The organism is Rhizobium sp. CB3171 (assembly GCF_029714265.1).
GTDB lineage: Bacteria > Pseudomonadota > Alphaproteobacteria > Rhizobiales > Rhizobiaceae > Rhizobium.
Genome location: NZ_CP121653.1, coordinates 642,510 through 660,779, shown reverse-complemented (window position 1 = coordinate 660,779; position 18,270 = coordinate 642,510). Strand labels below are relative to the sequence as shown.

At 57.9% G+C, this 18,270-nt stretch carries 13 protein-coding genes and 1 pseudogene; 2 read left to right on the top strand and 12 right to left on the bottom strand.

What is annotated here, in order from left to right:
* Positions 1-48: 48 nt before the first annotated feature.
* From QA648_RS22260 to QA648_RS22210, 11 genes and pseudogenes are all read right to left on the bottom strand, one after another.
* The gene (locus tag QA648_RS22260) at positions 49-984 is read right to left on the bottom strand and encodes a DUF2493 domain-containing protein (protein WP_283053710.1); all 936 of its coding nucleotides are present in this window, start codon (positions 982-984) and stop codon (positions 49-51) included.
* Between the two features lie 323 nt (positions 985-1,307).
* On the bottom strand, positions 1,308-2,342 hold the full coding sequence (locus tag QA648_RS22255) for a toprim domain-containing protein (protein ID WP_283053709.1): 1,035 nt from the start codon (positions 2,340-2,342) through the stop codon (positions 1,308-1,310).
* 945 nt (positions 2,343-3,287) lie between these two features.
* Complete coding sequence (locus tag QA648_RS22250) at positions 3,288-4,475, bottom strand: DUF932 domain-containing protein (RefSeq protein ID WP_283053708.1); 1,188 nt, start codon at positions 4,473-4,475, stop codon at positions 3,288-3,290.
* 286 nt (positions 4,476-4,761) lie between these two features.
* Positions 4,762-6,879, bottom strand: a complete 2,118-nt coding sequence (locus tag QA648_RS22245; RefSeq protein WP_283053707.1) for a ParB/RepB/Spo0J family partition protein — start codon at positions 6,877-6,879, stop codon at positions 4,762-4,764.
* Positions 6,880-7,097: 218 nt separating this feature from the next.
* The gene (locus QA648_RS22240; protein WP_104827124.1) at positions 7,098-7,373 is read right to left on the bottom strand and encodes a hypothetical protein; all 276 of its coding nucleotides are present in this window, start codon (positions 7,371-7,373) and stop codon (positions 7,098-7,100) included.
* 243 nt (positions 7,374-7,616) lie between these two features.
* Positions 7,617-9,170 carry an adenylate/guanylate cyclase domain-containing protein gene (locus tag QA648_RS22235; protein ID WP_283053706.1) on the bottom strand — a complete coding sequence of 518 codons (1,554 nt, stop codon included), beginning with the start codon at positions 9,168-9,170 and terminating at the stop codon, positions 7,617-7,619.
* A 5-nt stretch (positions 9,171-9,175) separates the two neighbouring features.
* Entirely contained in the window at positions 9,176-9,541 is a 366-nt protein-coding gene (locus QA648_RS22230; protein WP_283053705.1) for a response regulator, read from the bottom strand.
* Between the two features lie 14 nt (positions 9,542-9,555).
* Complete coding sequence (locus QA648_RS22225; RefSeq protein WP_283053704.1) at positions 9,556-12,231, bottom strand: response regulator; 2,676 nt, start codon at positions 12,229-12,231, stop codon at positions 9,556-9,558.
* Positions 12,232-12,266: 35 nt separating this feature from the next.
* Positions 12,267-13,013, bottom strand: a complete 747-nt coding sequence (locus tag QA648_RS22220) for a DUF3365 domain-containing protein (RefSeq protein ID WP_283053703.1) — start codon at positions 13,011-13,013, stop codon at positions 12,267-12,269.
* A 420-nt stretch (positions 13,014-13,433) separates the two neighbouring features.
* Positions 13,434-14,423 (bottom strand): substrate-binding domain-containing protein, encoded by a 990-nt coding sequence (locus tag QA648_RS22215; protein ID WP_283053702.1) that lies wholly within the window; start codon positions 14,421-14,423, stop codon positions 13,434-13,436.
* Between the two features lie 46 nt (positions 14,424-14,469).
* Positions 14,470-15,449 (bottom strand): annotated as a pseudogene (locus QA648_RS22210) (NAD(P)-dependent oxidoreductase).
* A gap of 239 nt (positions 15,450-15,688) precedes the next feature.
* Between QA648_RS22210 and QA648_RS22205 the strand changes: the two are divergent.
* Both QA648_RS22205 and QA648_RS22200 read left to right on the top strand, forming a co-directional pair.
* Positions 15,689-16,429, top strand: coding sequence for an ATP-binding cassette domain-containing protein (locus tag QA648_RS22205; protein ID WP_260304107.1), 741 nt, complete (start codon positions 15,689-15,691; stop codon positions 16,427-16,429).
* Positions 16,430-16,467: 38 nt separating this feature from the next.
* The gene (locus tag QA648_RS22200) at positions 16,468-17,466 is read left to right on the top strand and encodes an ABC transporter permease (RefSeq protein WP_260304108.1); all 999 of its coding nucleotides are present in this window, start codon (positions 16,468-16,470) and stop codon (positions 17,464-17,466) included.
* 11 nt (positions 17,467-17,477) lie between these two features.
* Here QA648_RS22200 and QA648_RS22195 read toward each other — a convergent pair whose 3' ends face one another.
* A complete protein-coding gene (locus tag QA648_RS22195) occupies positions 17,478-17,957 on the bottom strand; it encodes a hypothetical protein (RefSeq protein ID WP_283053701.1) in 480 nt (159 codons plus the stop codon).
* Positions 17,958-18,270: the final 313 nt, after the last annotated feature.

Genomic DNA, 18,270 nt, shown 5'->3' with positions numbered 1-18,270 from the left:
GCCCACTGCGCGGCGGCCGGTTCATAGGATCGTTCGGAACAAGGCGGCCTAGTCGCCGCCTGCCTGCCAGACCGGGATGCCGAGCCGGCGCGCCTTGTCGGCGAGATTGCCGGTAATGCCATTGCCCGGGAAGACGATCAGACCGGCCGGTACGACAGACAGCATCTCGTCGTTGCGGCGGAACGGAGCAGCCTTGGCATGTTTGGTCCAATTCGGCTTGAAGGAGATCTGTGTCACCTTTCGGGCCTCTGCCCAGCAGGCGGCGATGCGCTCGGCGCCCTTCGGCGAGCCACCGTGAAGCAGGACCATGTCGGGATGCTTGGCATGCGCTTGATCAAGCTTCGCCCAGATACGATCGTGATCGTTGTAATCCATCCCACCTGCAAAAGCGATCTTGGTGCCTGCCGGGATCAGCACTTCGGTCTCGGCGCGCCGCCGAGCAGAGAGGAAGTCGCGACTATCGATTATCGCCGCGGTCATATTCACGTGGCTGACTTTTGAGCCGGTACGCGGTCGCCAGGTAGAACCGGTTTGCGCTTCGAAGAGATCGGCGGCGAAGTCGCGCATGAACTCGAAACTGTTGCGGCGTTCCAGCATCGTGATGCCTTCGGCAATCAGACGCTCGAGTTCGACGCTTTTGACTTCGGAGCCGTCCTGTTCGCTCTGGCCGGTACGCTGTGCCTCCTCATTGCGGTCGAGCTCGCGCTGGATGCGCTCGCCGGCACGATGGAAGAGATTAACAGTCGACCAGAGGAGGTCCTCGAGATCGGGTTCGAGCCGCGTGTCGCCGAGCATCTCGAACAGGGCGTCGAAGATCGCGGTCAACGAGGCCTGGACGACCGGCTCTTCGGGGAGCGGCCGAGGATCTGGCTCGTCCTGGAAAGGACGATGCCCGTAGATCTGCATCTCGTAGATGAAGCGGTCGGTTGGTGAGGATGCGTACTGCGGCTCGGGGCTTTCGTCGAGGGTCGAAAACAGGTCCATTAGGATCTCCATCGGTTTTGTGAGCCGCGCCTTTCGCGGCCTGACGGCGATCCCCGTCCACGCGGGGAGCGGACCGGAACCGCGGCGGATCGCGCTGCGGCCCAGCAAAGCGCCGGGCGGCGGAGGGCGGGTTTCTTGGTCCGCGAGGAGCAGCGGCAGAGCCGCTGCGGGGAAGAAACCCAACCGAGCCGCTGAAGGTCGGGCACCGCGTGGTATGGGTCGCCTCTCGGCAGGCCTGCAGGCGCGGACAAACATGGAGATCGAGAAGGCCCGTTCGCTCCAGACCTGCCCTAAGCGCCACTTCGCAGCGCCGGCCCGCCGCTTCACGCAGCGGGCAGGAACGCGGCGACGTCTTCCGGACAAAGCTGCCGACGAAGATTTACAGTCACTCGGTCCAGTTCTAGAGAGCGAAGATCGTCGTTGAAATCGCCCAGTTCAGGGGTCAGCAAAAGCGGCAGAATGCCGAGTGATCGAGCCGCCTGACTTAATCTCTCGCTTCCGTAGCGACCAGCATCATCCGCGTCCGCAGCGATATAGAGGCGTAAGCAGCTTACCGGCGCTTTAAAGGCGGCAAGGTGGTTGGCGGTGAGCGCAGCGGCAATCGGCATTCCTGGGATGACATACGATAGAGATAGCATGGTCTCGAGCCCCTCACCCGCTGCCATCACCTTCACCGGCGCATCGACCGGCACATTGAAGCGCACCGCATTGCCGAGCAGGCTGCCCAATGCCCGCCTCGGAGTCTCGACCTTTGCTTTGCCGTCACCGCTCGGATCGAGCCAGGTCCGATGCACTCCGGTGATCGCGCCGCTCGGATCTGTGACAGCGGCAATCAGCGCGGGATAGCGTCTAGTATCGCCCGTCAGCAGATCGCGGTAGTAGCAGGACGGGTGAAAGCGGAGTGCGGCGTGGTCCGACCCGCGCAGTATCCCGCGTCGTCGCAGATATTTGTCAGCGAGTGTGTCGCTCAGCGGCTGGCCCATCGCAAACAACCGTCGTGCCCGTTCAGCTGCCGGGCGATTCGAGCGGCCTGGGGCTCCGATTGATCGATATTCCGATGCGCTCCCGGTTTTCGGTAGGGTCAGGAACTGCCGGGCCTCACTCTCGACATCGCAAAAATCGATCATGCCGCAGCTCTCACGGACAAGATCAAGGAGATCGCCGTATTGACCGGTTGCCGCATCGGTCCAGCGGCCAGCCCGTGGGCCGGCCAGATGAACATAGAGCGAACGGCCTTTGCTGTTTGCCGTATCGCCGACGATCCAGTAGTTGCCATATCGCCGCCCGGCCGAAAGATAGTGGCGGCACACCGCCTCGGCATGGCGCGCGAGACGGGCAGCCAGTTCGGATGCTGACATGTTAGACCTCCTTCAAACTGGGCTTTGAAATCTCGAGCAAACGATGACGCAGCGTCAGCCTCTCGAGTATCGCCGGCCCCTCCTGCGACATTGGCAAAACGAGCCGTTTTTCCTGGCAATGATTTCGGAGAAAAGTCCGATGGTTTTCAGCCAGTCGCGGAGCAGGGTAGAAAGGTGCTGCAGCGCCTGGTTCTCGGTTGACCGCCGGCTGCGGGTCGGCATGAGCCTTGCCAGTTCGCCAGCATCGCGAGGGGCGAGTGCGGCGCTCTGGAATGGGTGGCGATCCCCGTGCCTGAGCGGACGGGCCTGCGATAGTCAAGAAAAGGAAGCGGCGTATTGGCGGCATCGAGGACGCGGTCCCCTCGGCTGGCCCGGGTGAAAACAATCGAGCGGGTCGCCGCGTCATGGAGAACATTGTTCGAGAGCGAGGAAAGCTCCAGCCTGACCGGGCGCCCTCAAAGTCGGTCAAATCAACCTTTCCAGCCCCTCTCTCACCCTCCGATAGTCTTCGAGGCCGGGCGCGGGCCGACCACGTCAGCAGCCGGCAGCGCACATCGAAGCGGTTCTCGGTTCTCGAAGTTCACGCCACTCAGTTCCAATCAACAAATCTTGGACTTCCAATTGTCATGATCGATGGTGCCAATTTTCTGGGAAACCCGGACGAGCATTGTACAAGCGGTTCTTGGAACTTTGGGCACGCCCTTTCGGATACGCCAGTGGTTCCGATCGTTGGCCGCGCCGTGCTGACAAGATCACGCTGATGCCGGAGATGGACAAGGCGGGCCACAGCTGTATCACGCTGGACCCACCCTCAGATTTGGCTGCCAGCGCAGATCGAACAGCCGCCATTATAGCCAAACGGTTTGACAATGCCCTTGCCCCAACTGGGCGCAGTGGGATAACGGGATGGGAGTTTGGGAGACACAATTCGACGGCTGCATTCAGTCAGGAGGCGCTTTCCAGCAGCTTCTTCGCCTTGCCTTCGAACTCCAGGCGCGTATCCTGGTTGGTCTTAGTGCGTGCCAGGGCGGTGATGCCCTGGACGAAATCGAAGACCGATTCCGGCGGTCGCCCCTCTTCGGACAAGACCATCTCGATCACCTTGCCGGTTTCACCTTTCGAGAAGCCGCTGCGACGCAGGAAAGTTTCGCGATCTTCGTCCTTGCGGGCGACGATCCGCTCGCGCGCCGCCTTGATGCCGGCCACGAACGGCGCCGGCGAGGAATTGGCAAAGCTGGTCAATGCAGGCGCTGCTTCGTGCGCGAAACGCTCAGCGGCGAACTTCGAATGTCGAATGGTGATCTCCTCAAAGTTTTCCGCGCCCCAAAGATTGCGATTGGCGCAAACGGCGCGCAGGTAGAAGGAGGCTATGCCGAGCGTTTTCGACCCGACTTCCGAGTTCCAGGCATAAAAGCCGCGGAAATAAAGATCCGGCTCTCCGTTTGGCAGCCGCCCGGCTTCGATCGGGTGGGTGTCGTCGACCAGAAACAGGAAAACGTCACGATCCGAGGCATAGAGCGTCGTCGTGTCTTTGGTGATGTCGACGAAGGGATTGTGTGTCATGGTCGCCCAATCGAGCACGCCAGGCACCTTCCACATCGTATCGCCGGTGCCATTACCGGCAATCTTCATTACCGCCGAGACAAGTTCATGGTCCCAGATGCGGCCGTATTCAGGTCCGGTGACGGCCCTAAGTTCGAGCCGTCCATCATCCATCTCGAGCGTCTTCACCAGCTCGGCACGATGATTGAGCAGGCCGTGCTGGAGGTTGATGGCGGCAAGTGGCGCCGGCAGCTGGCGCATATAGGTAGCGGGCGCGCCGACCAGGCTGCAGAGCTGGCCATAGCTCCAATGGGTCGGCGCGAACGCCTGGCGCTGGCCGGGAACAAGGAGCTCGAGCCGGTCAGCGTTGTCGCGCGTGGCCTCGACGCGGATTGCGGCACTCTCGATTGTTCGCGCCTGAGCCCGGTCGGCGCGGGAGCGGACAGTATCGTAGAGATCCGTCAGCGACAGGAACCGTTCGTCGTCCGGGCGAGAAAACCATTCCGATGAAACTCGGCCGATCCGCTCGCCGCGGGAAATATCGACTTTGAAGCCGGCAGCTATGGGCCGGGTGTTGGTGGCGGTGTTCATAGGACTATCTCCTTAAAAGCAAGAGCCCGGCGCGACGGCCGGGCTGGTTGAGGGAAATCAAGGGCTGAATGGATCACCCTCGATGGAGGCGCCGGCCTCCCAGTTTTCATCGTCGATAGCTGTGCGGCAGGCCGCGTCCAACGTCTCGGCGGAATAGGTACATGCTACAAGAAACGTTAGTGACGGGTCGTTTCGATCGTAAAATCGGGCACTGCACTCGCCTATGGCGGATGCGGCCCGGTGTCTTTATCGAAGCCGGCCGTCGGCCAGGACTGACAAAACGGGACTATGCTGCTGCATCGAGATGCTGGTTCTCATCGGCAGGCCTGGAGGCATCATCGGCATCTTCGGCCAGGAAAGCCGGTAGATCGGGAGCCATTGCCTCGTGTGTCTTGCCGTCGGCAAGCTCAACGGCTTCGACAATCGTCTCATCGGTCGAGGCGCCATCCGTGATGAGCCGAAGCGGCTCAGGCAGCCAGCCGGTACCGATCATCAACCGTTCGGCTTCGCGAGCCATGTCGGCCTTCTTGTGATGGCCGATCAGTTCCGCTGACTGATCGCCTTTCGCCTCGCGGACCGCTTGCAGGATGCGGGCCTTCGTGACGCGGCCAAGGTAGTTGTCAGTGGTCGGTGTCCAGCCAGCTTGGACCATCCCGAAACCGATCGATCGGGCCAGTTGATCGGCATGTGCGACCGCCCGGGTCCGGTTGTTCCAGGGCTCAATCACCGCGTTGACCGATAGCGAAGCGCAATGCGCAAACAGCGTCTGGCGGCTAACCTCATCGAGCGCTACCAGGAACGCCCAGAGATCGTTCGGATCCTTGGGAAGATCCTGGCCCCAACCTTCCTGCCGCTGTTCGATCTCCTTTGCCCAAACCGTGTCGCCAAGCCCGTCAGTTTGGCTGAATTTCGCGCTCTGCAGGCTCACTTCCAGGCACGAGTGTGAACCGTAATGATAGAAGATCTTGAGCACAAACGCATGCAGCATGGCGATGAAGGCCATGACCGGATCGTTGGCAAGCGCATTGCGACGCGCGATAGTCCGCGCTGCCGTCAGATCGAGGATCAGGCGATCGGGCAGCGGCTTGATCGTCTCATCCTCGTCTTCCGGCTGATCGCTGCCAACGCTCGATCCGATCGTGACCAGGGAACTGTCGTCGAAAGCGACACTTCCCTGGTCACGATCACCGTCAGCATCGGAGGCGCCGACCTCCGGCTGTCGCTCATCTTCGGGCCGCAGGAATCCCCGTTCGATTTTGAGTTCGCCGCCGGCGCCGATCGAGATAAACACGCCTTCACGAGCAACCTCTTCGGCGTCAAAGACATACGGCCGGTCATTGAGCCGGTCGAGCTCGGCACCGAGCTCCTCGAGCTTCTGTTCCGCCGCCTCCGAATATTCGCTCGCCGCGGCATAGTCAGCATCGAGCTTGTCGTACTCGACCCGTGTCGCATCGTAGCGAGCGAGTTCCTCCTCGGTCATTTCGGCCTGCTTGCCGCAGGAGCGGCGCAACATGGACGTATGGCCATAGGGAAAATCGAAAGCGACATCGATCCATTTCCAGCCCTCGGCCCCACGGATCGCATCGGCGGCGGCCTTCAGTTTTTCGAGCGCGAGTTGCTCCAGCAACGCCGGATCCTGCAGCCATCCGCCCTGATCCTGCTCGAACAGATCGCGCATCACCACGCCGCCGGCAGCCTCGTAAATGTCGACGCCGACATAGACAGCACGACGGTCGCTGGCGCGGATGGCGGTTTCGGTTAGCAAGCGGCGGATGTAGTATGGCTCGCGGCTGTGGGACCAGGAGATCGTATCCCAGACCTGCTCCTGGCGGACATGATCGTTGGTGATCGAAAACGCCATCACCTGCTCAAGCGTGATTTCGTCTTCGGCATAGAAATCAAGAAGCCGCGGCGAGACGGATGCGAGCCGTAGGCGCTGTTTCACCGTGGCAAGCGAAATGAAGAAGCGGGCGGCGATCTCTTCCTCTCCGAGCCCCTGCGCCCGCAGCGCCTGGAAGGCGCGGAACTGATCGAGCGGATGAAGGCTGACGCGTTGGACGTTTTTGGCAAGCGAATCCTCGACCTCAAGTGTGTCACCGCGGCTGACGATGCACGGAACGCCAGCGGTCTTAGTGAGCCGCTTCTGCGACACGAGCCGCTCAAGGGCACGATAGCGGCACCCGCCGGCAGGGATGCGGTAAATGCCCGTTTCCTTGCCGTCGGCATCGAGTTCGGGACGGACACTAAGGCTTGTCAACAGACCGCGGTGGGCAATATCTTCCGCAAGATCCTCGATCGACACGCCCGCCTTGATCTTGCGGACGTTCTGCTGGCTGAGCACCAGCTTATTGAAGGGAATGTCGCGGGCTGCACTGAGGGTAAGTTTCTGGATGCCCTGTGCCATGTCGTTTCTCCGTAACGGACCGGCCGAAAACTCTCTCCAAACCTCTCAATCCGTCACAACTCCCCTTCCCTCCTCTTCCTCTCACATCTCCCCTGGCCGACCGCATTAGTCTCGCAAACCGCATCCTTGCTTTGATCCGCGCTTGGCACTTCCAGCATCAGGGCAATGCTGAATGGCGCCGGACCGGTTTTGCCTTCTGGTACTTGGCGATTGTGGGATCAATCGGTCGATAAGCCGAGAAGAATGATGTCTCCCCTCGACCAGCCTTCGGCGAGGCTCATCAGAAACTCCATCTCCCGTCTAAGCGTGACGGTCCGACTGACATCGTCGGCATGTTCGGTTTCGGCGCGGACGTGATAAAATTCGCCGACCGCAATTCCGGCTGCTTTTCGTTTGTCCTCAAGTGCGGACTTCAAACCTGCAAGCTCATCCTTCACAGCGAAATAGCGCCGCATTACGGCGATCAAACGCAGGTCGTTTTCTGCTCGATCCATATTAGCACCTTCCGAAATATTCTGATTAGGAAGGAGCAGATTCGCTCTTTTCTGTCACGTCCTGATCGACGATGGTCAACATTGTACGTGATAAAATATAAAAAGGATGTGAGCTTCATGGCAAAACGAGAAGTCTTCCATGCATCGCCAACGAAGGAAGGCTGAAAGGACTCTTCAGGTGGAAAGACCATCTCCACCCATACGATGCGAGCCGCAGCGGAGCCCGCTTCCGCGCCTCACAGGTTATTCCAAGAGGTAGGTTGTGTATCTCCCGATCCCGCGAATATGCATGATTTCCCGCCGCGCGGGCGGGCGCCCTTCGCCAAGTGCATCGTAGGTCGTTTGCGATATCTGAATTTGACCCGGTACGCCGCAAGATTCCATTCGACTGGCAACGTTGACCGTATGTCCCCAAACATCATAGACAAAGCGCTTCCGACCAATTAGTCCCGCGATGACCGGGCCGCTATGGATGCCGATCCGCAAAGTCAGTGCTGATCCATCATCCGTGTCTCTAGGCATTTCAGCCAGCATTGCCTTGGCGAACGCAACGCCCGCCTCAGCGTGATCCACGCGGGAGTCCGGTAATCCAGAGGCCGCCATATAAGCATCACCGATCGTCTTGATTTTTTCGATACCATATTGATCCGCAAGTGCGTCGAAACGACTAAACAAGTCTCCTAGTCTTCGGACCAATGCTGCCGCAGGCGTTCGTGCTGCAAATTCCGTGAAGTTGACGATGTCGGCGAAAATAATAGTCGCCATATCGATGCGATCGGCGATCACTTCCTCTCCGTCCGCAAGCCGCTGCACGACCTGCGCCGGAAGAATTGCATGAAGTAAAGTGTTTGCCCGCTCCTTCTCGAACTCTATCCGTGCCAAATATTCCTTCTCGCGCGTTCGCCAACGACGACGCTCAAGACAGGCGGCAATGCGCGCTTTAAGCAGGACGGGATTGATCGGTTTGCGAAGATAGTCCTCCGCCCCAGCCTCAATGCAACGGGCAACTGCGTTGTCATCCTTCAGGCCAGAAATCATCACGACTGGGATATCTCTAAACTGTCGGTTCGATTTAAGCTGGCCGAGAAGCTCTATTCCGTTCATGTCCGGCATCAGGACATCGGCCAATACCAGATCGAATTCCTGCTGACCGAAGATATGAAGCGCCTCCTTGCCGGAGCTTGCCGCAACGACACTGTGTCCATCGCGGCAGAGGCGTCTGGACAGGAGATCGCGATTTGACGCCGTGTCGTCGACGATGAGGATACGTCCTGCGTGTTCAGTGACGGCCGAAGGGAGGGTCGCCATTGTCCTGGCCAGATCGGCGGCGATCGTTCCGTCGAATGTCGGCTGAAATTCGTGATCCGTATCGAGGGACGATCCATCAAGTGTTTCGTCAATCTGCGCAAGCAAATTGCGGCTTTCGCGAATGACCTTCGACACATCCTCCAGCAACCGCTTCGGCAAAATGTCGGTGAAGTCCTCGATCAACATCTCGGAATAACCGAGAATGGCATTCATGGGCGTTCTGAGATCGTGCCGCAAAAGTTTATCGACCGAGGGGGCATTCCCACTCTCAGGCGTTTCAATGTCGAGGAGCCGCTTGATCAATGCATTCAGCTCCCGCGCGGCGCTCAATATCCTTTCAAGGTCGGGCAAAGCATCACGGGGTCCCGCTTCACGCACCTCCTCCGTGATCAGTTCCTGATAACCTAGAATGGCCTGGGCCGGATCCACGATGTTTTGGGCGATTTTGGCGATATACATGCGATGCCCGATGTCGCGAGATTGAGCCATTATCGCTACCCTCCGGTCAGACGCGCGATCTTGTCGAGCAGACCCGGCAGTTCGATCGGTTTGGTATCGTAGTCGTCACAACCGACCTCGATTGCCTTTTCCCGATCGCCGGCCATGGCATGGGCAGTAAGTGCGATCACAGGTATGGCAGCGGTGAGAGGATTTTTTTTGATCCGCTTTGTCGCTTCCCAGCCGTCAATGACAGGAAGGCTCATATCCATCAAAACCAAGTCCGGTCGCTCGGTCATGGCAGCCTCGACACCGGCGAGCCCGTCGCTTGCGCTGACAACTTCGTAACCGCGTTTCTCCAAGCGGCGGGAGAGCATATCACGGTTCATCTCATTGTCCTCGACGAGAAGAATTTTGACCATGCCAACCTCTCTCCTCAAGCCTCTTCCTTTTGCGGAAGATGCCGCTTTAAAGCTGCAATCAGATCCGTGCGACCTTTGGTTCCCTTTCTGACCACTTCCTTGGCCCGAACACCCAACCAATCCAGCTCTTCGCGGGTCAAGTCTTTCGACGTGACGATAACGACCGGAATATCTGCGAAGTCGTGCCTGTCCCCAACCACCTGAAGAAGCGTGAAGCCATCCATGTTCGGCATCATCAGGTCGAGAACCATAATCGTCGGCCGTCCGGCCTCAAGTTGCTTAAGACCATGATGACCGTCAGCCGCCTCCCGAACCCTCCAACCCTCGCGGACGAGGACCCGGCGAAAAAGATCGCGCGTCGCAGGATCATCGTCGACGATCAGCACATCATGACGTGCTTCACCGGCAACTGCGTTCAGAGTATCGACGAGTTGTTGGGGATCAATCGGCTTGATCAAATGGTCAACAGCACCGAACGCCAGGCCCATCTCGCGATCGGCCACGACTGTCGCGAGGATGACGGGAATATCGCAGATTGCCTCGTCCGACTTGATTTCGCGCAGGACGGACCAACCGTCTTGGCCAGGCATGATCACGTCAAGAACGATGGCGTCCGGATGCAATTTGCGGATTTTTGCCAAGCCCTCTTCCCCACCCCTCGCCTCGATCACGGCAAAACCTGCGCCGCGAACAGCGTCGGAGACGAATTTGCGAGCCCGCGCCTCATCATCGACCACGAGAACTGTTGGACGCGCGCCCGCATCTTCAAGGGCTTCGCCTTCCGATGCATTTTCCTCAACAATATCTGTTCTGATGATCGCAGGAATTGTGAAACGAAAGGTCGAACCCTTTCCGAACTCACTGTCGACCGTAATAGTGCCGCCCATCATCTTCACGAAATGCTGCGTGATGGTCAGACCAAGGCCGGTCCCGCCGTAATTCCGCGTCGTCGACGAATCCACCTGTACGAATGCATGAAATAGCTTTTTCTGCTGTTCCTTCGTCATACCGATTCCGCTGTCACTGACGGCAAATTCGAGCCATTCGCCCACTTCGTCCTCATAACGCCGCACCGAAAGCTTGATCTCGCCGTTCTCCGTAAATTTGGCGGCATTCGAGAGAAGATTGAACAGGTTTTGCCGCAACTTGGTCTTATCGGTCTCGATCTGGTCCTGCTCCACGGAGGCACTCACCAGCAGACGGTTGCCCTTTTTGGCGATCAGCGGCGCGACGGTATTTTGAACATCGGCAAGGAGCTGTCTTAGACTGAGGCGCTCAACGTAAAGCTCCATCTTGCCCGCCTCGATCTTAGAGAGATCAAGAACGTCATTGATAAGCGCCAGGAGGTGGCGTCCCGAGCCCATGATTTTATTGAGATCCGCGATAAACTCGGTTTGCCCGAGATCGCTGGCATCCTCGATGAGCATTTCGCTATATCCGATGATCGCATTCAGAGGAGTGCGCAGCTCGTGGCTCATGGAAGCCAGGAAACGGCTCTTCTCTTCACTGGCGACCTCCGCGCCACGCTTTGCCTCCTCCAGCTCCCCCTGTCGGTTCTTCAGATCCGATATATCCGTGTAGACCGCCACGGTGCCGCCCTCCGGCGTCTTTCGCTTGGCAATGCGCAGCCATGTTCCATTGGCGAATTGCCGCTCGATCATGCCGCGGGGCTCGCGGTGACGCTGCATGGCCTCGGCGATCCAATTTTCTATGCCGCCGCTTCCAATATCAGTCGTGCCGCGTTCTGCCTGCGCTCGAACGATATCTTCAAAGGCTCTTCCCGGCGTCATTAGGTCGGCAGTGCCGGGAAACAGTTGAAGATAGCGTTGGTTGACCAGAACCAGCCGATCGTTCGCGTCAAAGAATGCGAAGCCATCGGGGATGGTTTCGATCGCCGTCATCACGGTGTTGCGCTGGCGCTCGGCGGCGGCTTCAAGCTCGCGACGCTCTGCCTGGCTGTCACGCAGCAACCGCAGCGTCTTTGAAAGTTTCCCGAATTCATCGTTGCCTTCTGGCGGCAGTTCGACGTCCTCCTCTCCCCTCGTCAGTTGGGTCATCGCCCTGTCGATCCGGCCAAGCGGCACAAGGATAGAGCGGAGCACCAGCCAGGTCATCAGAATGCAGGCCAGCGTCGTCACGCTGGCTGCGATCAGAGCACGCAAATAGGTGTTGCGCGCCGTTGCGTCGGCTGCGTCACGCGCCAGATCAGCTTCGTTCTCGAGACGCTGCTCAAGGGACATGAGCACGGAATCGATTTGGTCGCTATAGCCTCTGGCAGCCGCCAGTCGCGTGTTTCCTATGACCCTGTTGTCGTTTGTGTAGGCATCAACGGCCTGCATTGCTTTTTCAAAGTAGGCATCCGAACCCTTTTGTATTGTGTTGGCTTCATCGGGTGCGAAGACCTTGATGCGAACGAGGTCTTGTTCGAGAGCTTTGCGGGCTTCTTGCGCGCGCCGTTCCGAAAGCGTCAACAGGCTGACCGATAGATCCGTTAGCCAATAGCGAACCTCGCCAAAATGGCGATGCGCCTTGGCAGCATCGTCGAACATATGGAAGCGCGCATTCGCCTCCTCAACGCGCCGCTGATTTTCACGCAGGTCATGCGCCATAAAGGCGACGCTGAGGAGCAACGCGACCAAAAGCGCGGCCGAAAGACAGATAAGGCGAAGCGGAATCTTTCGATCGGTCAAGCGGCCGATCCGCATTGGAATGGTGACAAAGGCGCTCATTTAAACAGCGTAATGCTGATCGCGCCGGCTAACTCGCCTTCAGCTTTACCCTCCTTCGGGTAGCCTGTTACATCAACCTCGCCTTTAGGTCCGCCGTGACACGTCAGGCAGGATGCCGAGTAGTATTCAGGGATTAGCATGCGAAAAGATTGACGGCCGTTCACCTCAACCTCCTCGGTAAAGGGTTTGCCTTTCGGCCAATCGGGAGATAGAAAATTGCTCTCGATCACATGCTGCTCCCACTGATCCGGGCGCGCCTTGCGATTGCGGATGAGCTCCTCCGGCGCAGTCACCTTCATCTTCGCCTTGTCGCCGACCTTTTCCCCGAAACGTTCATTGACCAACCGAGCAAAAGTCGAGGGAATGAAGCCCTTAAAGCCCACTCCTTTCATATCGATCATGCTTTGATGTTCGTCGACAACTTCCTTTATCGCCGCGACCTGCGCGTCGAACAATTGCTTGTCGAAAGGATTGTAATTTTGATCCGATATGGAATCGCCCTTGCGCTGGGCAAAGATCTGTAGCGCTTCGTTGACGACGCGTTGACCCGTGAGGTCCTTTTCTCCGAGGGATTCGTCGTTGATAAGCTTTTGATAACCCGAAATGACAGTCCGGCTGGCGCGTAACAACGCGGCAAGCCGTTCACCCGTTCTCATGTCATCTTCGTCGGCAAGAACAAAGCCCGCCAAAAGAAAGGTCGCGGCGCATGCCAAACAGACACCAGATATCACACCACGCCGCATGTTGAGCCTCGTAGTACAGGACCCGGGTCGCGATAGTATCAGCTTGTGCTAAAATTCAAAAGTCATTAGTAATGGTCAAGGATGCCTCAGAGCCCCCTTTCACGCTGCGACGACGATGGATATTGCGCCAAGTAGGCGGCCATCACTTCCGCTGAAAAGCAAACATGCAGCGGCATTTAACGTGGTTCCCCTGACATCCGGCGGCTCCCCTTTCGAAGCCGCCCCTATGCTCCAAACTTCTTGCCCGGCACCGATGCAGGCAATCCCACTCGACATCGTGGCTTGGGTCGATGCTCATAAGCGTGCCGAAGCTGGAAAACCACATAAACGTTTAAGCCTCGCCGTAGCTGACTGTCACGATCGCTACGCGACGCGATGTCAACCGAAGCATGCTAAGAAGGCATGCTCCGGTTGCAGTTTTTACTTCTGAATGCAGGTGTCGACGGTATCTTTTGTACATTCGTCGAGCCCGGTGAAGACCGGATCTTCGACCGTCTTGCCGGCGATCAGGTCCATCATCACGGACGGCGCCTTGTAGCCCATCTCGAACGGCCGTTGGCCGACGAGCGCCGTCACCAAGCCTTCCTTGGCAATCGCCACTTCGTCGCCGATCGTATCCGCAGCGCCGATCACGAACTCGTTCTTGCCGATTTTGTCGGCCATCGGCTTGAACAGATCGCGATAGGGTTGCGGAGCGCCGAACAGCGGCCAGCCTCCCATAATGCCAAAAGCGTCGAGGCTTGGATTTGCAGCCAGGATATCGGTCATCGCTTGAACGCCCTTGGCGCCGTCGTCATTGGTGAAGACGGGGCAACCTGCGACTTCCGTCCAGCCGCCCTCACCCTTCAGCGCAGTAAGGCCTTTTTTCCCCGTTAGCGTGTCGCGCATACCTTGAGCACGACGAAGGATGTTGTCGGCGCCAGGATTGCCTTCGATCGTGCAGATCTTGCCGCCGTTCGGTTTGGCCTTCTTGATGTATTCGCCAATGCGCGCACCCATCAGATAGTTGTCCGTCCCAAGATAGGTTTTGCGCAACGCTGCGTCCTCGGCCGCAAGATCGGCATCGAGCGTCATGACCGGCACCTTAGGGCTGGCCGTCTTCAGGGTCTGGGCAATCAATTTGGCGTTCGAGGGCGAAATAGCGATCGCTGCGGTTTCGGCCTTGCCGAGCACGTCCTGCACGATCTGCGCTTCGCCGGCTTCATCCGATGTCGAGGCCGGACCAGTGTAGAAGCACTCATATTCGGAGTTCGCATTCTCCTTGTTCCACTTCTGGCAACCCTGGTTGATTGCTTCGAAGAACGGGTTGTCCAAGCCCTTCACGACGATGACAAGCTGTTTCTTGGCCGCCAAGGCTTGTCCGGCCGTTAGCGCCAATACCGCGACTGTAAGCAACAATGCCTTCCTCATAGCTTCCTCCCCTTTGAAAAGGCGGGCACCACTGCCCGCCCCGTGATCAACCCGGATACCAGATGATGCGAGCTTCCCCTTCCGAACGCTCGTATCCCCAGGCCGAGTCGATAAGCATTTCCAGATCGTAGATGGGGCTCCAATTGAGCAGGTACTTAGCCTTGCTGTTGTCCATCCAGTTCGAATGGAACTGGCTGCCTATATCGATGGAACCGAGACCCCGGGTACGCGCGAGATAGGCGGCGACCTCGCCATAGTCGACCGGACGATCCATGCAGATGTTGAAAAGCTGGCCCTTAGCGCGCGGATTGTCGATGGCCGAAAGCATGGCTGAGACAAGGTCTTCGACATGGACAAAATTGCGCTTCAGCGGGCGCCCATCCGCGTCGCGTAGCAGCGGCACTGTGCCGTCCCTTGCGTAGCGCTCAGCGTCGGCCTGCGGAACAAGCGTCTTCCAGTCGGGTCCGCCGAAGACGTCATCGCCGAATGAAAGCGAGAATCTGAAATCGTCTTTTTCCATGATCCAAGGCGCTCGCAGGCAGCAGCCGTTGAGCTGTATTGAATGCCGAATTGCTCCAGCATCACTTCTTCCAAGACCTTCGAAAGCGCATAGCATCCCGGATAAGCCCGATGCGGTGTGGCTTCGGTAATGGGTGTCTCGTGACGATAATAGAAATGACCAATACCGGCGTCGCCGCCGATAAGGATGAACTGTCGTGCCGTGGGACTGGTGCGGAAAGCCTCGAGCAGCCAGAAAAGTCCCTTTACCGTCACGTCCATCACATCGGCAGGCGTTTCCTTGCATGTGGCGAGATGCACGACATGGGTGACACCCGTAAGCGTCCTGGCGACGGTTTCCCGGTCGGCAATCGAGCCTTGTGTGACCTCGACCCGCTCTGTCTCAGGACACAACCGATTATGGCAAAGCGCGCGTATGCGCGCCTTTGAAAATCGTGGATCGCCAAGCACTCCGGCAATAAAATGCTGCCCAACCTTGCCCGTTGCGCCGGTGACAAGGATTAACATGCTCTCCTCCGGCAACAGCTAATGTAAGGATACCTTCGCGCGTCAACGGAATTGTACTACAAACGAATAATTGTAGGGAAGACGGTAAATTAGTGACATTCGATTGACGATTTCGCGCGGTTCTGAGTAAATATTGTTGATGCTCGCAGGGAGGAGACCGGCGGGCAAAATCGCAGCTCAAATCGAAACGAATATATTCGGAAAGGGCGAGCCTGCGGCTTTGGGAGGCTAGAGGGCCGGTGGCAGTTCTTGAGCTCGCCAACATCTCAAAACATTTCGGCGCCATCCAGGCGGTAAACGATGTTTCGTTCTCGTTGGAAGCGGGAGAGGTCGTCGGGTTGATGGGCGACAACGGCGCGGGCAAATCAACGCTGGTCAAGATGATTGCCGGCAACTTTCGGCCGAGCCACGGCACGATGAGCCTCGATGGGGAGGATCTCGTCTTGCATCGGCCGGTAGAAGCACGCCAGCGCGGCATCGAGATCGTCCATCAGGATCTGGCTCTCTGCAACAATCTGACGGCTGCAGCAAACGTCTTCCTGGGGCGCGAGCTTCGCCTCGGCCTCGGCCCCTTGCGGATCCTCGACTATAAGGCGATGTACAAGCGCGCCGGCGAGATTTTCAAGGAGCTGAAGTCCGAGACGCGTCCGCGTGACCTCGTGAAACAGATGTCAGGCGGCCAGCGGCAGGCCGTCGCGATCGCCCGCACGATGCTGGCGGAAGCAAAGCTCGTGCTCATGGATGAACCAACCGCCGCGATTTCCGTTCGCCAAGTGGCCGAAGTGCTGGCTTTGATCCGCCAACTTCGAGATCGTGGCATTGCCGTCATCCTGATCAGTCATCGCATGCCGGATGTCTTTTCCGTGGCCGACCGGGTGATTGTGATGCGGCGCGGACGGAAAGTTGCCGACAAGCAGATCGGGGCAAGTTCCCCCGAAGAAGTCACAGGGCTCATCACCGGCGCGATCGAACAAGTATAATCGAAGGCCGTGCCGGTATCGAAAGCAAGCGAGGTCGCATGGCAATTACTCTTGATCAAACGATCGCACGCAAGCAGCGGAGTTGGCTCGCTGCAATATTCGGCAGCCAGACATTCTGGGTGCTGATTGCCGTCATCCTTGCCTGTATTTTCCTCTCATTCGCCACGAGTTCGTTCGCAACATCCACCAACCTCTACAATATCACCCGCAATGTCACCTTCGTGGCGATCATCGCGCTTGGAATGACGCTCGTCATCATCACCGGTGGTATCGACTTATCCGTCGGCTCCGTGCTTTGCCTTTGCAGCATGGTGCTCGCAGTCGTCATGCATGCCGGTTACGGGATCGGCACGGGCATTGCCGCTTCGATCGGCACAGCCCTCATCGTGGGCGCCTTCAACGGAGTCCTGATCGCCTATCTCGGTTTTCCACCGTTCGTCGTCACGCTCGGTATGTTGTCGATCGCCCGCAGCCTGGCGATGGTCGCGTCCAATAACACAGTCGTCTTTCAATTCGGACCGGATCACGACAAGCTCCTTGCACTTGGCGGTGGCGCCTGGCTGTTCGGCATTGCAAATCCGGTGCTTTACATGATCGCGCTAGCGCTTCTGACCGGCTTTGTGTTGCGATGGACCAGATTTGGCCGCTACGTCTTTGCCATCGGCGGCAACGAGCATGCCGCAACGCTGACCGGCGTTCCGGTGCGAAAGATCAAGGTTGCGGTCTATATCCTTTCGGCTCTGTCTGCCGGCGTCGCTGGCATTATTCAAACCGGCTGGCTCGGTGCCGTCACCACGAATATAGGCGCAGGGATGGAACTGCAGGTCATTGCCGCAACTGTTATCGGCGGCGCCAATCTTGCCGGAGGCGTCGGCACGGCGTTCGGCGCACTGATCGGTGCGGCCTTGATCGAAGTGATCCGCAATAGTCTCGGCCTGCTTGGCATCAATGCCTTCTGGCAGGGCACCTTCATCGGCGGCTCGATCGTGCTTGCTGTCTTATTCGACCGTATCCGCAACTTCCGCCAGAGCGAATAGGACGGGGCGGATCATTGCATTCCGCACAAGTTCGAAAGGCGTATTTGCGCCCACGTGCGCAGGAATTCCTGCGTCTGAGGCAGTTTGGATAAGATTTCGCCAGCTTGACCACTAATATTTATGGTCGAATCCGTTACTTTGCATGCACCAATATCCAGTGTCACCGTCGCCACAACCTTGCCGTCCAATGGTGATAACTGGAGAAAGGAATCTGAACTCGATCCGCAAGTGAGAGACACGTTTGCGGTGACAGAAACACCACTTGGAGCTGTACAGAAATCAACGGCCGTTACCTCAAGCCTCCGGGTGCGATTTGGTCCCGAAGGCATCTGCTCGCATAGCTTCGCACTCGCAATTATTGAACTGACTTGCTGCCATTCCGGGCTTTTCAAAGCTGACCAACAGCCAGCCGAGGCCAGATCTGAAAAGGTTACAGATAATCCTGCAGAAATACCGAGGACTTCCGCGAATTTGACAAATCGGCCGCTCATTGGACCGCTTTCTCTATTTTTAAGACATTAAATTCTACATGGATTTAGGGTTGTCTTCAACTGCCAAGGCTTTGTAAATACTACCATAAATTTTCACACGCATTTGTTGCAAACAATCGAGAGTGTTCGGCAATATCATTCTTGAATGCTTTTAACGGTGTCAATTTTTCTGGCGGCATGGCCGCTGCGCAGACCCCGCCCGGCTCATTGGCACGCTGCTGATTACCGTCGCGTGCTTCATCGCAATGTCGACGCGTAGATGATCCCTGAACATCACAATTCAAGTTTGATATGAGCCAAAGCAAAGCTTCAT

What these genes read in the sequence shown, in the direction of transcription:
- QA648_RS22240 (WP_104827124.1), bottom strand. Translation starts at nt 7,373, where the DNA reads ATGGATCGAGCAGAAAACGACCTGCGTTTGATCGCCGTAATGCGGCGC.
- QA648_RS22235 (WP_283053706.1), bottom strand. Translation starts at nt 9,170, where the DNA reads ATGGCTCAATCTCGCGACATCGGGCATCGCATGTATATCGCCAAAATC.
- QA648_RS22220 (WP_283053703.1), bottom strand. Translation starts at nt 13,013, where the DNA reads ATGCGGCGTGGTGTGATATCTGGTGTCTGTTTGGCATGCGCCGCGACC.
- QA648_RS22250 (WP_283053708.1), bottom strand. Translation starts at nt 4,475, where the DNA reads ATGAACACCGCCACCAACACCCGGCCCATAGCTGCCGGCTTCAAAGTC.
- QA648_RS22215 (WP_283053702.1), bottom strand. Translation starts at nt 14,423, where the DNA reads ATGAGGAAGGCATTGTTGCTTACAGTCGCGGTATTGGCGCTAACGGCC.
- QA648_RS22200 (WP_260304108.1), top strand. Translation starts at nt 16,468, where the DNA reads ATGGCAATTACTCTTGATCAAACGATCGCACGCAAGCAGCGGAGTTGG.
- QA648_RS22255 (WP_283053709.1), bottom strand. Translation starts at nt 2,342, where the DNA reads ATGTCAGCATCCGAACTGGCTGCCCGTCTCGCGCGCCATGCCGAGGCG.
- QA648_RS22260 (WP_283053710.1), bottom strand. Translation starts at nt 984, where the DNA reads ATGGACCTGTTTTCGACCCTCGACGAAAGCCCCGAGCCGCAGTACGCA.
- QA648_RS22245 (WP_283053707.1), bottom strand. Translation starts at nt 6,879, where the DNA reads ATGGCACAGGGCATCCAGAAACTTACCCTCAGTGCAGCCCGCGACATT.
- QA648_RS22230 (WP_283053705.1), bottom strand. Translation starts at nt 9,541, where the DNA reads ATGGTCAAAATTCTTCTCGTCGAGGACAATGAGATGAACCGTGATATG.
- QA648_RS22195 (WP_283053701.1), bottom strand. Translation starts at nt 17,957, where the DNA reads ATGAGCGGCCGATTTGTCAAATTCGCGGAAGTCCTCGGTATTTCTGCA.